Below are 14,919 nucleotides of genomic sequence, written 5' to 3' on the forward strand. Positions count from 1 at the left end.
ATATAAAAATATAAGCACCCGAATAGGTGCTTATATTTTAGGAGCAAAAGAACACATCATACTGTTTTTATTTTAAGTTTAATCTTTGCATTGAAGTTATAGGTCAAAGAAAATTTAACAGGGAATAAGAGGTTTATTACATAATAAGCCTCTTAAATTGAAGGTTTTAGACTAGTCAAAGTACCATTGCTGCAATCCAGCCGAATATTAATAGTGGAATATTAAAGTGTATAAAGGTTGGGACTACCGAATCCCAAATATGGTCGTGCTGACCATCTGCGTTTAAACCAGATGTTGGCCCAAGTGTTGAGTCTGAAGCAGGGGAGCCCGCATCGCCCAAAGCGCCCGCAGTACCGACTAAAGCAGCTGTTGCCATTACTGAAAAACCAAGCTCTAGGCATAAAGGAACAAATAAGGTCGCAATAATTGGTACCGTTGAAAAAGAACTTCCAATTCCCATGGTGATAAGTAAACCAACTAATAAAATTACCGCCGCTGCTATAGGCTTATTTCCATCAAACAAACTTGCACCGCTGTTGACCAAGCTTTGTATATCACCCGTCGCTTGCATAACTGATGCAAAACCTTGCGCTGATATCATGATAAAACCAATCATGGCCATCATGGCAACGCCTTTACTAAATACGTCTCCATTTTCTTCCCATTTAACAATACCAAATAGGCTAAAAATCATAACGCCTACTAAGCCTCCAAGTATCATTGAGCCACTTATGTTTTGTGCAATTAACGATGTAATAACAGCAAAAGAGCCAACTAACATGACTTTTTTTGGATTTTTTATAGGTTCATGGTTGCTCTGGTTAGTAACTGTGATCGATTTATAGGTACGTTGTTTTTTATAAGTAAAAAATACAGCAATGAGTAGGCCAATAAACATTCCTAACGCAGGAATAATCATTGCTACGGGTACACTGGTATTTACAATTTGAAGGCCGTTATCTACAAGATTTTTATGTAAAATTGAATATAAGTAAATCCCACCAAAACCATAGGGGAGTACCATGTAGGACGAAGCTAAACCAAATGTTAAAATACACGCGATGGCACGTCGATCGAGTTTTAATTTATTAAATACAACCAACAAAGGCGGGATCAAAATTGGGATGAACGCTATGTGCACGGGCACCAAGTTTTGTGATGAGATAGCACACGTTAATATAATCATTAAAATAAAATAACTAAGTAATGTTTGGCTGCCTTGCCCTCTAGCATCTACTTTAGCTAATAATTTATCTGCTAATATGCGGGTTAAACCAGACTTTGATATTGCAACTGCAAATGCACCAAGCATTGCATAACTTAAGGCAATTTCAGCGCCCGCTGACAAACCCGAATTAAATGCATCTAAACTTTCTTTTATTCCTAAACCAGCAGTTAACCCAGCAACTAAAGCAGACAGTGTCATAGCTACAATAACATTGACACGAACCAAGGTGAGCGCAAGCATTAAAATCACGCCAACAACAACAGCATTCATAGTCTTCTCTATTTTGAACTTTTAATTAATTTTATCAGATCTTTAGCTTTGGTTTTGCGCTCTTTGGTAAACGGTTTGTTAGCATAACGGCTGTTTTCGAATAATTGTTTAAATTCTATTAGCTCCTTAGACACGTTAGGTCTTTGCTTAGCCATATGATCAAGTTGTTGTGACGGACTAAGAGAGTCGGCCGATGTAATTTTGTTTTTATTTCCCCAATCAAAAACTTCATTATAGGCTTTAACTATAGGAGGGAGTTTAACTGGTTTTGCTTTTGGCCAGTTTAAATACACAAAGTAAATTGCAAAACTTAACCCTGCTGTAATTAATACAACTAAAGGCACCAGCCAACCTTTTTTATTACCAAATATGGATTTTAAAAAATCACTTTGTTTTTCTTGATCAAAACCAAGCACCCAACTAGACCATTGATAATCTAGTTGCTCGAGTTCAAGCCTTAACCAGTTTATTGCTGCAAAGTTGCTTAAGCTAACTAAGCCGAAATTTAAATTATTTTTAAATTCTTCGTTTAGCTCTTGGTTTTGGGAAAGCGATCCATTTAACCGCTCGGGAGCAACAACAGCAGTGGCATCAAAAATAGTCCAGCCAGTATTTTGTAAATATACTTCAACCCAAGCATGGGCGTCGTATTGGCGAACAGTAAGCGTGTTATTGTCGCTATTATATTCACCACCTAAATAACCACTGACGACACGTGCAGGTATGCCCGCAACCCTAAAAATATAAGCAGCGGCACTGGCATAATGCCCGCAAAAGCCACGTTTATTATCAAATAAAAATTGGTCTAGTGTATTATCGCCACTCATTGGGGTCGGCGTTAATGTATAGGTAAAGTTTTGCTCTACAAAGTACGCTAGTAATGCGTCATAAAAAGCCTGCTCATTGGTGACTTGTTCTTTTAACTGTAAAGCAAACTTATTAGTTTTAATATTTTGCTTTAAACTTAAAAATGTATATCTATTTCTTTCAAATTCGTTAAGTGAATCTACTGAAAATTGATAACTTGCCACATCATATTGCAGGCTTTTTGCTTGGTAACTGTTTTTCCTTAATAATCCAAGCGCATTAGCGCTTACATTTTTACTATTGCTGGTTGAATAAGTTAAGCCATAAAGCCATTTTTGCGTTGCAGGTTCTGCAATGACTGAATAGTTTGCAATAAGTATGCTTTTTTCGGATATTAAGTTTTGGTTTGTTTGTTGGTTACTGTATTTTAAAAAATCAGACGCAAGCCATGCATTGCCATTAAATTCATCATGAATAATTGCACGCCAATAGTAAGGGGTTAAAGGCGGGGGATTATTAAAAGTAGCTCTAAATACTAGTTCATCTGAGTTAGACAATTTAGCAATATCAAACGGATCTACTTGCTCAGAAAGCCCAGTTTTAGCAAGTTTTGGCCCGGGTAACTGCCAAAACGCAGGCATTTTTGGTAAAAACAATAGTAAAAAAACAGCCAGTGGTAACGCCATTAATAATAACTTTGAACTTTGTTTAGCGCTTATTTTTAAGTTGTGTTTAGATTCTAATAAACCCATTACTGAAAAATTTAATACGTATAAAAAGCTAACAACAACAGTGGTAAATATAGTTTGGCTAAATAAGTAAACCGACGACAATGAAAAAAAAGTAAGCGTTGTAATTACCTGATAATGCTTTTTATTTTTAGCTTGTAAAAGTTTAAATAAGCTTGATAACAAAAGCATGGCCACAAACAATATTACAGTATCGGACATTCCTATTGTAAATATCATTAAACCCAAAGCACCAGCGGCAAGTATGTTTGCAAGCCATGCATTAGGCTTTGCGATATTTTTGGCTGTAATAACTGCATTCCATAGGCATAAGCCAGCTAATACACTAATAAATGGGAGTGGCAGGTGTGCTATAAAAAATAGAACTAAACAGGCGTAAATAAAACACAAAGAGAAGTTAATTACTTTTTCATTTTTAAGTTCAATCATTGCTTTTCACCTGCAAATGAACTTAAGCATTCTAAACAGTGTTGCTTATGGGCTTGTCCGGTATTAATACTGATTAATTTACTTGGCAGTTTTAACATGAAAGGGGTGTTGTGCTCAGTGGCTTCACACACTAAATAACACAACTGGCTAAGGCGTTGCTCTGTAGCACCACTCATTAAATTAAAATCAAACAAAGCATCAGTGGCTTTAAAATCTACAAAGTCTTTAACTAATAATTGCTTTGTTTTAGCGAAGTGTTTCCACGATATTCTGCTTAAGCCCATTTCGGGTTGATGAATTAATAGATTGTCGAATTCTTCAGTTCCCGACTTTTTTGTCATTCCATTTTGTGTATATTCATCTTCTGAAGAAATGTGTGCATCGCTTAATACGTATTCGTGCGCAGGGTAAACATAAGTTTTAGTTTGTACTTGTAAATAGCTCCATACAGATACCAAACCAAAAGGATAGTTACTGGCTATTTTTATTCGTTCTAATTTGTAGCAACCTCGTGTTTCATACGGAAGCGGTAAACTGCTACTAATCGATTTATTTGAAATTTCATCATTATGTGTACTTGCTTTTAAATCATTGTTATAGGTAATAGAGAGCGATTGGCAGATTGAATTACTATGTAAGTTTAATTTTAAAATGGGTTGTTGTGGAGAAAAACTAGGTAATACTTTATCAAAAGTCACTGTTAAGCCTTTCGCATTGCTGTAGCCCATAAAAACAGCTAATACAATGACCACGAACATCAGATACGACATGATCAAAATTAAATTATTTTGATAATTTATACCCATTACAAAGTTTAAAATAGCCACAATAATAAAATACCACCCAAGGGATGATGGCAAAACATAGATTGTGTTGTGCTCTAACGTAATTGAATTTTTTTGGTGTTTATGTTTTAAAAATTTATCAAAAACAGTACGTTTTAAAGATGCAAATATGTTGGGGCGTTTTGATTTTTTAGATGGCATAAAAGCTACACCGGAACCGGCACAGCATTTAAAATGTCATTCACTTGAGCTTCACCCGATTCATTATGCAAACCTAAGCGGTGCTGGCACACACTTGTAAAAACTGCTTGTATATCTTCAGGAACTACATAATCGCGTCCATCAATATAAGCCCATGATTTAGAAGCCTTAGCTAACGCAATGCTTGCTCGAGGTGATAATGAAGACGCAAACGCATTGCTGCTTCTTGTATAATTAACAAGCTCTATAATGTAATCAACAACGGGAGTACTAAGTGTAACTTCGCTAATTTGTGCCTGAATTTGTTTTAATTGCTGCTTATCTATCCGTTTAGGAAATTGGCTGTAGTCGCGTTTTTGCATATTTAAAATTAAACGTTTTTCAGCTTCTTTTTGAGGAAAACCAAGGCTTATACGCATTAAAAATCGATCTAACTGAGATTCCGGTAAAGGATAAGTACCCGATTGGTATAAAGGGTTTTGCGTAGCAATAACAAAAAATGGATCTGGAAGGCTATACTTTTTGCCATCAACAGTGACTTGTTGTTCTTCCATGGCTTCAAGTAATGCACTTTGCGTTTTTGGCCCTGTACGGTTTATTTCGTCAGCTAATACAACTTGACTAAAAATAGGGCCTTTATGAAACGTAAAGCTGTGATCGTTACTATTAAATACATTTGTACCGAGTATATCGGCAGGTAGTAAGTCACTTGTAAATTGAATTCGTTGGTAAGATAAGCCAAGTACTGCCGCTAAACCATGAGAAAGAGTGGTTTTTCCCATGCCAGGCAAGTCTTCAATTAGTAAGTGTCCTTCGCTAAACAAGCAAGTTAGTGCTAATTTTATCTGTTTTTGTTTTCCAAAAATAACATCTGATAAGTCTTCAATAATCGCTTTAACGGAGCTTTGCATGCTAACCTTTTATTATTCTATGTGTTCGAGACGTTTCATTACGGTATCAACTTTTTTTGCATTAAAAGGTTTTGCTATAAACCCTTTAGCTCCAAGCTCCCAAGTATTCTGAACATTTTCTAAGCTGTTATGACCTGAGCACATAACTACATGTGCGTTTGGGTAGGTTATATTAATAAATTCTAAAATATCAGTCCCATCAGAGTCGGGTAAGTCTACATCTAAAAAAATCACACTAGGGCATTTTTTATCAATAACTGGCTTGGCAGAGCTAAAATCCGTGCTTTCTAAAATATCTTCATAACCCAGTTCGGTTAATATTTGGTTTAGGTAATCACGGATTTCTTTAACATCGTCAATGATGAGGATAGGCTCTAAAGGGCGAACAAATTCCATATGTAAGTTACTTCTTTTAATACTTCTTAAGTACATTAATATTAAGCTATGACCTTAATAACCTCAAGAACGTTGCTTAAAAAATCACAATACATCCATGCTTTTGTTGATTTTGTATTCTGCTTGAAAAATATCAAAACAACACTCAATTCTACTACTTTCTAATTAATTTAAAAGTTATCCATTTTATAAACACCCGCACACTCGTTTTTTCAACCACATCTAATAAATTTACAAGCCATTGATATTAATACTTTTAAATTAACAATTCTAATTTTGTAAATGTTTTGTAATAAAAAATCGTTGACCTATTAAAATCATTCTGTGATTATGCTCAGCAGCTGAGCTTATGCTCATTGGTGGATTTTAATATAAAGTCACATCCAATGCTCATAATGCTTTTCTACACACTCACACTAAACACTACACAACACGAAGAGCTTATTATGTTAAAAAATAAAAATACAAAATTCGCAATCTCACTATTAACAGCTGCAATGGCTACCTCTATGTCAGCTCAAGCTGATGTTTCTGATTACTTAGACCGCGTTGATGTCGACTTTTTATTAATGCAAAATTTCCAGTCTATTCAAGCAAAAGAGGGGGCGTTTCGTCCTGAAGATGAAGTACAAGAATCTGGATTTGGCCGTGTAAGAGCAAATTTACAGCTTAAATTTCATATTAACGAATTTATTAAAGCTGATATTGATATAGCTGAAGAACCAAATGATTTTGGTGGCGGCGACCGAGATTTTTCATTTCATAATGACTTTGCCGGTGTTGAGTTTGATTTATTTGGCCTTTATGGAACACCAAAAGAAGATGAGAATCTGACCCTGAGGCTTGGTAACATTGGTGCATCACCGTTTCAATTCAAAGGATTCCAAGATGGAGCAGATAACCAAGGTAATGCATTAATTGGTAACGGAATAACTGATTACGCTACAGCTGAAAACGGCGCGCAACTTAGTTACACAAAAACTTACGATAGCGGTTTTCTTCGCTCATATAATGTGGCTGGCCATATAACAACCTCAAGCTTTGGCGAAGCATTCCAAGAAGACCGTGGTTACAATTACCGTTTACAAGGCACATTAGAATTTGAAGGTGGTTTCAAAGCGGGTTTAAATCTTTTCAAGGCCAATCAAGGCGACCAGTTAAACTTTGAAAATGGTGTAGCTAGTTTAGACGGAGTAACTACAACAAACTATCGTTTTGGCGATGGTGAAAACTATAACTTTTCTGCCTCACCATCAAATGAACGTGACACGCACGTAGGTGCAATGCCCGGACTAGAGCAGTCAATCATACAACTAAATCTAGCATACCAACCATCTGACGAAACAAGTTTAGTGTTCATGGTTGGTAAATCATCAGATGATTACACATTTGCAGATGCTGCGGGCAATGCAGTTGCAGGAATTACATACTTTGGTACCGATGGAGTAGCCGACGCTAATGGCACAACGTACGATTCAAACAGTGTGATCAAAGGTGATACATCAGTAGAATATTTTGTTTTTGAAGCACAACAATACCTTATCCCTAAACAGTTATATGTAGCAGCTCGTTATTCAGAAGCAGAAAATACATCTGATTTAATTGAGCAAACAGACAATACAGTAGAGCGTATTCAAGTTGCTGCGGGCTACTGGTTTAACGATAAAACGTTATTAAAAGTGGAATATGTAAATCAAGAAGAAGGCGTTAACTCTGCAGGCCAAATAGGCGCTGGTTTTGACGGGTTCACATCTGAGATTTCAGTTAAATTTTAACTTATATTCAGTAACTTAGTACTTAATATTCACGTAATTAAAGCTATTTTAATTCACTTTTTATTAACTACAAGTGCACCTTTTAATGTTAGAGATAAGGTATTTAAAATGAAAAATAAATTATTAATGCTTGCATGTGGCATCATGGCAATGAGCAACGCTTATGCAAAAGAAACAATTACAATTGCCACAGTAAATAATGGTGACATGATCACCATGAAAGAACTAAGTAATGAATTCACCAGTCAAAACCCAGATATAGATTTGAAGTGGGTAACACTTGAAGAAAATATTTTACGCCAACGTGTAACAACAGACGTGGCCACAAAAGGCGGTCAGTATGATGTTATGACCATCGGTACTTATGAAGTACCAATTTGGGGCAAACAGAACTGGTTAACAGAGTTAGATAACCTTGGCAAAAATTACGATTTAGATGATTTACTACCCGCTATTCGAAGCGGCCTTACCGTTAACGATAAGCTATACGCCGCTCCTTTTTATGGCGAAAGCTCAATGGTTATGTACCGTACTGATTTAATGGCAAAAGCTGGGTTAACCATGCCTAAAGCACCGTCTTGGGACTTTATTAGAAAAGCAGCAAAAGCGATGACCAATAAAGAGGATGGCGTTTATGGTATGTGTTTGCGTGGTAAAGCCGGTTGGGGAGAAAATATTGCGCTTATTACATCAATGGCTAACTCATTCGGTGCACGTTGGTTTGACGAAAACTGGAAGCCTCAGTTTAATACACCTGAATGGGAAAAAACTCTTCAGTACTATGTTGATGTTATGAATGAATCAGGTCCTGCGGGTTAGTCAGCTAATGGCTTTAACGAAAATCTAGCATTATTTCAAACCGGTAAGTGTGGTATATGGATTGATGCAACAGTAGCTGGCGCATTTGTTACAAACAAAACAGATTCTGAAGTAGCCGATAAAGTTGGTTTTGCACTCGCACCTGACAACGGGCTAGGTAAACGTGGTAATTGGTTATGGTCGTGGACACTAGCCATTCCTTCAAGCAGTAAAAAACAAGATGCTGCAATGAAATTTATCAGCTGGGCAACATCTAAAGAATATACTCAACTTGTAGCCGATAAAAAAGGCTGGGCAAAAGTGCCACCGGGTACTCGTAAATCTTTATACAGTAACTCTCAGTATATGGAAGCAGCGCCTTTTGCTCAAATAACATTAGATTCAATCGAAACCGCAGATCCTAAAAACCCAACCGTAAAACCTGTTCCTTATGTTGGTATTCAGTTTGTTGCTATTCCGGAGTTTCAAGGGATAGGAACAGCAGTAGGGCAACAATTTTCAGCCGCTTTAACTGGGCAGATGACCGTTAAACAAGCGTTAAGCTCATCTCAACGATTAGTTGAAAGAGCCATGCGTAAAGCCCGTTACCCTAAGTAGTATCAATTATAGGTGGGCAAGCTCTTAACTTGCCCTGTATTTTATGTCAGTTCTATTTATGATTTTACATATTATTAAGGGTTTCTGATTTTCACTTAATAGTGAGTAAATAGAATTGGCTTTTTTAAGGTCACCGTTATGGCAACAACTAACTCGCGTACGCTTGCTCGGTCCATGCTTCTTCCTAGCGTAACATTGTTACTCGCTTGGATGATTGTTCCGCTGTGTATGACATTGTATTTTTCATTCATTGATTACAATTTATTGGTTCCTGGAGATAAAGAATTTGTAGGTTTTTTAAACTATGAGTTTTTTTTAACTGATCCGGCGTTTTTTGAATCTTTTTTTAACACGCTTTATTTAGTTACTGGCGTGTTACTCATTACCATTTGTGGTGGTATAGGTTTGGCTATTTTATTAGACCAAGCAATATGGGGACGTAATTACGTTCGTATAATGGTACTTGCGCCATTTTTTGTTATGCCAACGGTTTCAGCCTTAGTGTGGAAAAACATGCTTATGAACCCTGTAAATGGTTTGTTTGCTCACTTTGCAATTTGGTTAGGTTTTGAGCCAATAGACTTTTTTGCTCAAATGCCGTTATTTTCAATCATTATAATTGTGTCTTGGCAGTGGTTACCATTTGCAGCACTGATTTTGCTTACAGCAATTCAGTCACTAGACCGCGAACAATTAGAAGCCGCTGATTTAGATGGTGCAGGCCCATTTAGTAAGTTTTTCTATATTGTTTTACCTCATTTATCTCGCGCTGTGACTGCGGTGATATTAATTCAAACCATCTTTTTACTCTCTATATTTGCTGAAATATTGGTTACAACAAGCGGTGGACCAGGTTATTCATCAACAAATATTACTTATTTAATTTACACCCAATCATTACTGCAATTTGATGTAGGTGGTGGTTCGGCAGGTGGCATAGTTGCCGTGATCATTGCAAATATAGTAGCAATATTTTTAATGCGCTTAATTGGCAAAAACTTGGAGGGGTAAAATGAGTATTAAAAATAACACACGTTCAACACTTATTTATACCATTGCGGCATGGACAGTCAGTTCAATGATTTTCTTCCCTATTTTATGGACGTTGATCACAAGTTTTAAAACAGAATCTGAGGCTATATCAGCTACACCCACTTTGTTTGCATTCGAGTGGACGCTAATAAATTACTCAGATGTATTATCACGCTCACCATACTTTACGCATTTTTGGAATTCGGTTGTTATTTCATTAGGGTCAAGTTTATTAGGTTCATTAATTGCTGTACCGGCAGCATGGTCCATGGCTTTTGTGCAAAGTAAAAAAACAAAAAATTTACTAATGTGGGTGCTTTCGACCAAAATGCTACCGCCGGTAGGGGTGCTAATACCTATTTACTTATTATTTCGCGACTTCGGTTTAGTCGATACAAAACTAGGTTTAGTTATCGTGATGACCCTTATAAATTTACCAATTATGATCTGGATGCTTTATACCTACTTCAGAGAAATACCGGGTGAAATATTAGAAGCTTCACGCATGGATTGTGCAACAATTGGCGAAGAAATATTTCATGTATTACTGCCTATAGCCTTACCTGGCATTGCTTCAACATTATTGTTAAATGTAATTTTAGCCTGGAACGAGGCATTTTGGACTTTAATATTAACCGCAGCAAATGCTGCTCCATTAACTGCATTTATAGCCAGTTATTCAAGCCCTGAAGGGTTATTTTACGCCAAATTATCGGCAGCATCTGCCATGGCCATTGTGCCAATTTTAATTCTTGGTTGGTTTAGTCAAAAACAATTAGTGCGCGGCTTAAGCTTTGGCGCAGTAAAGTAGGAGAACACACATGGGCAGCATCACACTAAAACAAGTCACTAAAAACTTTGACGACGTAAACGTTATTAAACCGTTAGATTTAGAAATTAAAGACGGTGAATTTATTGTTTTCGTTGGGCCATCAGGCTGTGGTAAATCAACATTACTACGCATGATTGCGGGGCTTGAAGACACAACAAGCGGAAATATTGAAATAGACGGGCAAGATGCAACACATACACCACCTGCTAAAAGAGGCTTAGCAATGGTGTTCCAATCTTATGCGTTGTAGCCACATATGAGCGTTCGCAATAACATTGCTTTTCCACTTAAGCGCGCTAAAGTAAGCGCTGCAGAAATTGAAACTAAAATCGCTAACGCCGCTAAAATTCTTAATTTAACTGATTATCTAGATCGAAAACCAGGACAGTTATCAGGTGGTCAACGTCAGCGAGTAGCAATAGGGCGCGCAATTGTTAGACAACCCTCTGCGTTTTTATTCGATGAGCCACTATCAAATTTAGATGCTTCATTGCGTGTAAATATGCGTCTTGAAATTTCAGAGCTGCATAAAAGTTTAGCCACTACAATGATCTATGTAACTCACGACCAAGTTGAAGCAATGACAATGGCCGACAGAATTGCTGTATTTAATGGCGGTATTATCGAGCAAGTAGGCACTCCATTGGAACTTTATCAACACCCAGTAAATAAATTTGTGGCAGGTTTTATTGGTTCACCAAAAATGAACTTTATCGATATTCCAAATGGTGACACTAATGGAGTGTCAAGCTTAGATGTTCGTCCAGAGCACTTTATAATTTCGCAAGATACAGGCACGTGGTCAGGTAAAGTAGGGGTAATTGAGAACTTAGGGTCTGAGAGCTTTTTACATGTAACACTTACAAATGGCAGCACAGTGACAGTAAAAGCTGATGGTGATTGCTCGCTCCAATACGGTGACTCTGTATTTTTAACTGCGCAAGAAAATAAAGTACACAAGTTTGATAAAAATGGGGTAACGATTAAAGCTAGCAACTAAGTTTGAAAGCAACAGAGCCAATACCTTATTTAGTCATAATTAACTTTAAGGTATTGGTTATTAGCTCATTATTGGCTTCGGCATTATATAAATAAATGATATATTTGCCTTAAAGCATAAGTTTGAAGCCATTAATAATATCAAACACAAGTTACTCCTTAATTACAGAGGTTTAAGTGGCAAAATTATCGAACACAGAAATAAGAAAACTTGATGATGCAGCAAGAGCGGGGTGGTTATATTATGTCGCCGGCCAAACTCAAGACGAAATAGCGAAAAAGCTTAATGTATCTCGTCAGTCTGCGCAGCGAATGGTCGCTTTATCAGTTAGCCAAGGCCTAATAAAAGTAAGACTCGATCACCCCATTGCCAAATGTATGGATTTAGCAGAAAAATTAAAAAGCCGATTTGGTTTAGCATCATGTGAAGTGGTGCCAAGCGATCCTTCTGAACCATCATCTACAGTTGGACTTGCACAAGCTGGTGCCGCTGAGATACAGCGCCATTTGAAATCAGAAACGCCAAAAGTATTAGCAATGGGAACAGGGAGAGTTTTGCGTGCTATTGTTGATGAACTACCAATACTTGATTGCCCACAACATAAAATAGTGGCTATGTTAGGTAACATGGCGTTAGATGGTTCGGCTTCGCCTTACGATGTTGTAGTTAGAATGGCTGAACACACTAATGCAAAACATTATCCGATGCCATTACCAGTTTTACCGCGCAGTATTGAAGAAAAAAACCAACTTCATGCACAACATAATATAACTGCGAACCTGAAGCTTGCTAAAAATGCAGACGTGACTTTTGTTGGCATTGGTAGTTTAGGTGAAAAGTCACCATTACACATAGATGGTTTTGTTGACGCTGATGAATTAAAAGAGCTTCAAGACTTAGGCGCCGTTGGCGAAATGATCAGCTGGGTTTACGATAAAAATGGTAAATTGCTAGATTGCACTGTAAACCAACGCGTTGCGAGTACGCCATTAGTAACAAATGAAAACAAACAAATTTATGCAATAGCTGCAGGTGAAGAAAAAGTGTTGGCTATACTAGGCGCAGTAAGATCAAATATGATTAGTGGTTTAATCACTAACGAATATACCGCAGAACGTTTACTCAGCATTGATTGAGTTATTTGAACATTGCATTGTGTATTACAAAATTTTTATAGCGAACAAAACGACCTAATGTCCGATACCGTCTAGTATTGGACATAATAAGAGTGCATTTATGCGCTCTTATTAAATAACACTTAACTTCCTATAATTTATATTATGTTAAATAAAGTATTTTAATTACTTAGTAAGGCAAAGCGCTTATCTATTTAACGTATAAAACGCTATATTTCACTATTATTTATTTTAAATCATGATTAACGGCATAAATTTATACCGCTAATCATGTAGATATTTTAATTACAGCCTAACTCACTTGCTAAACCAAATACGGATGATTCTATTGTTTGTGCCTGATTACTCGTTAAATTAGGTAAAACATTAATGCCAGTTCTACTTTCAACTTCATCAATACTTACTTGGGTATTACAAAAATTATCTCTGCGGCCAGCACTTTGCTGCATAATAAATGCTGATGCTTTAATGGTGTTACCAGATTGCTTCATTACAATTTTAAAATAACCACTTGGTATAGTATGGTTTTCATTTGCTCGTGGTAAATCTGCAAAGTAATATTCGTACATTGGACCAGTAACTACGTATAAGTTATTTCCATCATCAACATGATTTCTTACCGCTGTTTCAAGCCTAACCCATGGCCCTTGGTTTAATGCTGAAGATTGTGGTGTAATATTAGAAAGCAAATTTGTTAAACGCCAATCGGCTGTATTACTAAAAGATGCCAATGGAACCTGATGCCCTCGGTCAGTATTAATTGTTGCATATGCATCGGTATAATCACTCGGCTCAAGCGTATAATGGGAATATAAATCAGGGTCTGATTTCCAACTCCTTGATCTTGATGGCCCGCTAATTGTATTGGGCGTTACTTGGTATGCTACCCAATCCGCAAATTTTGTGTAACGGTTATTTTTTAAAGTATAAATACTACGTTCAATTGTTTTACCGTTGTTTAATCCTGTTGGACAACCTTCTAAGCAATTGGCAGCATTGGCAGTTGAAGCTAGTAATAAGCTTGTTAAGGTTAGTGATATATTTATAAATGATTTCATTGTTGCTTTATCCTGTATAAATGAGGATAAAAACCTAACAAGTTTATGTTACAGATATATTTAACTTTATACATATATTCAATAAGTTAATTGCATATATGTATATTTAGCACTTAAGTATTGTGTTTAATTGTTAATTTATACGTTCTAGTTAATCGCTTAATAAAAAAGGTAATAAACACCCTACCAATAGTTATTTATGCATTTTAAATAAATCCTAGGCATAAAAAAACGCAGGTAAATGCCTGCGTTTTTATAATTTAATAAAATAAGATTAATGAAGTGCCGCTGTAAATGGAATACTTTTACAAATTTCAGCCTCAGCAACTAATAACTCTTCTAAACGCACGTCTACTTCTTCTTTGTCAAAGTATTCGTAGGCTAGCTCTACAAATAAGTTTTTGTGCTTTTCTTCTGATTTAGCAATGGCTACATAAAACTCTTTTTCTTTACCTTCAGGTAATGCTTGCGCAACTAATGAAAAACGTTCGTGCCCACGAGCTTCAATTACACCGCCAACTAATAACCTATCCATTAAAAAGCCATCACGTCCGTGCCTAAATAAAGCACGAATTTGCTTTATGTACGGATCTTTTTGGTCATCACCCAGTGTTGTGTCGCGTTCAGTTAATAGCTTGAGTACTTGTTTAAAATGAATAAGCTCTTCAAGTGCTAAATCGGTCATTGCTTTTACAAGTTTACGCTTGTCTGGGTAATGCGAAAGCATTGAAATAGCCATGCCTGATGCTTTTTTTTCAGCAGCCGCATGATCTTGCAAAAAGGTGTTAAAGTCGGCAAGTACAGCCTCGGTCCATTCAAATGGCGTTTGGTATTTTAATTCAAACATAATAAATACTACTTAAAAAATAATGCGGGAATTTTAACGTATTTAAA

11 protein-coding genes and 2 pseudogenes are annotated in these 14,919 nt (G+C 36.5%); 6 read left to right on the top strand and 7 right to left on the bottom strand.

The annotated features are described in order from the left end of the window. Positions 1–175 precede the first annotated feature (175 nt). Genes R0J88_RS06920 through R0J88_RS06940 form a run of 5 tightly spaced genes read right to left on the bottom strand, consistent with a single transcriptional unit; the run spans position 176 to position 5,776 of the window. Complete coding sequence (locus tag R0J88_RS06920; protein WP_410899491.1) at positions 176–1,498, bottom strand: Na+/H+ antiporter family protein; 1,323 nt, start codon at positions 1,496–1,498, stop codon at positions 176–178. Positions 1,499–1,506: 8 nt separating this feature from the next. Further along, entirely contained in the window at positions 1,507–3,483 is a 1,977-nt protein-coding gene (locus R0J88_RS06925; protein ID WP_410899492.1) for a transglutaminaseTgpA domain-containing protein, read from the bottom strand. Next, a complete protein-coding gene (locus R0J88_RS06930) occupies positions 3,480–4,469 on the bottom strand; it encodes a DUF58 domain-containing protein (protein WP_410899493.1) in 990 nt (329 codons plus the stop codon). Before R0J88_RS06930 ends, R0J88_RS06925 begins: the two co-directional genes overlap by 4 nt. A gap of 5 nt (positions 4,470–4,474) precedes the next feature. Continuing rightward, positions 4,475–5,380 (bottom strand): AAA family ATPase, encoded by a 906-nt coding sequence (locus R0J88_RS06935; RefSeq protein WP_410899494.1) that lies wholly within the window; start codon positions 5,378–5,380, stop codon positions 4,475–4,477. A gap of 12 nt (positions 5,381–5,392) precedes the next feature. Beyond that, positions 5,393–5,776: a response regulator gene (locus tag R0J88_RS06940; RefSeq protein WP_006792946.1), complete on the bottom strand. Its 384-nt coding sequence runs from the start codon at positions 5,774–5,776 to the stop codon at positions 5,393–5,395. Positions 5,777–6,222: 446 nt separating this feature from the next. Here R0J88_RS06940 and R0J88_RS06945 point away from each other — a divergent pair, with 446 nt between their 5' ends. The 6 genes and pseudogenes from R0J88_RS06945 (at position 6,223) to R0J88_RS06970 (ending at position 12,967) form a co-directional block, all read left to right on the top strand. Continuing rightward, entirely contained in the window at positions 6,223–7,551 is a 1,329-nt protein-coding gene (locus R0J88_RS06945; RefSeq protein ID WP_410899495.1) for a hypothetical protein, read from the top strand. A 108-nt stretch (positions 7,552–7,659) separates the two neighbouring features. Next, positions 7,660–8,967: pseudogene (locus R0J88_RS06950) on the top strand (ABC transporter substrate-binding protein). Positions 8,968–9,105: 138 nt separating this feature from the next. Next, positions 9,106–9,978: a carbohydrate ABC transporter permease gene (locus R0J88_RS06955; RefSeq protein ID WP_410899496.1), complete on the top strand. Its 873-nt coding sequence runs from the start codon at positions 9,106–9,108 to the stop codon at positions 9,976–9,978. 67 nt (positions 9,979–10,045) lie between these two features. Next, positions 10,046–10,810: a carbohydrate ABC transporter permease gene (locus R0J88_RS06960; RefSeq protein ID WP_410899590.1), complete on the top strand. Its 765-nt coding sequence runs from the start codon at positions 10,046–10,048 to the stop codon at positions 10,808–10,810. A 10-nt stretch (positions 10,811–10,820) separates the two neighbouring features. Then, a pseudogene (locus R0J88_RS06965) lies at positions 10,821–11,831 on the top strand (ABC transporter ATP-binding protein). Between the two features lie 176 nt (positions 11,832–12,007). Beyond that, positions 12,008–12,967 (top strand): sugar-binding transcriptional regulator, encoded by a 960-nt coding sequence (locus R0J88_RS06970; RefSeq protein ID WP_006792952.1) that lies wholly within the window; start codon positions 12,008–12,010, stop codon positions 12,965–12,967. 281 nt (positions 12,968–13,248) lie between these two features. On the opposite strand, the gene R0J88_RS06975 is transcribed toward R0J88_RS06970, so the two are convergent. Then, positions 13,249–14,025 (bottom strand): DNA/RNA non-specific endonuclease, encoded by a 777-nt coding sequence (locus tag R0J88_RS06975; RefSeq protein ID WP_410899497.1) that lies wholly within the window; start codon positions 14,023–14,025, stop codon positions 13,249–13,251. Between the two features lie 274 nt (positions 14,026–14,299). Further along, positions 14,300–14,872 (bottom strand): tRNA-(ms[2]io[6]A)-hydroxylase, encoded by a 573-nt coding sequence (locus tag R0J88_RS06980; protein WP_008133023.1) that lies wholly within the window; start codon positions 14,870–14,872, stop codon positions 14,300–14,302. Positions 14,873–14,919: the final 47 nt, after the last annotated feature.

It is taken from the genome of Pseudoalteromonas sp. SIMBA_162 (genome assembly GCF_046535955.1).
Classification (GTDB): Bacteria; Pseudomonadota; Gammaproteobacteria; order Enterobacterales; family Alteromonadaceae; genus Pseudoalteromonas; species Pseudoalteromonas marina.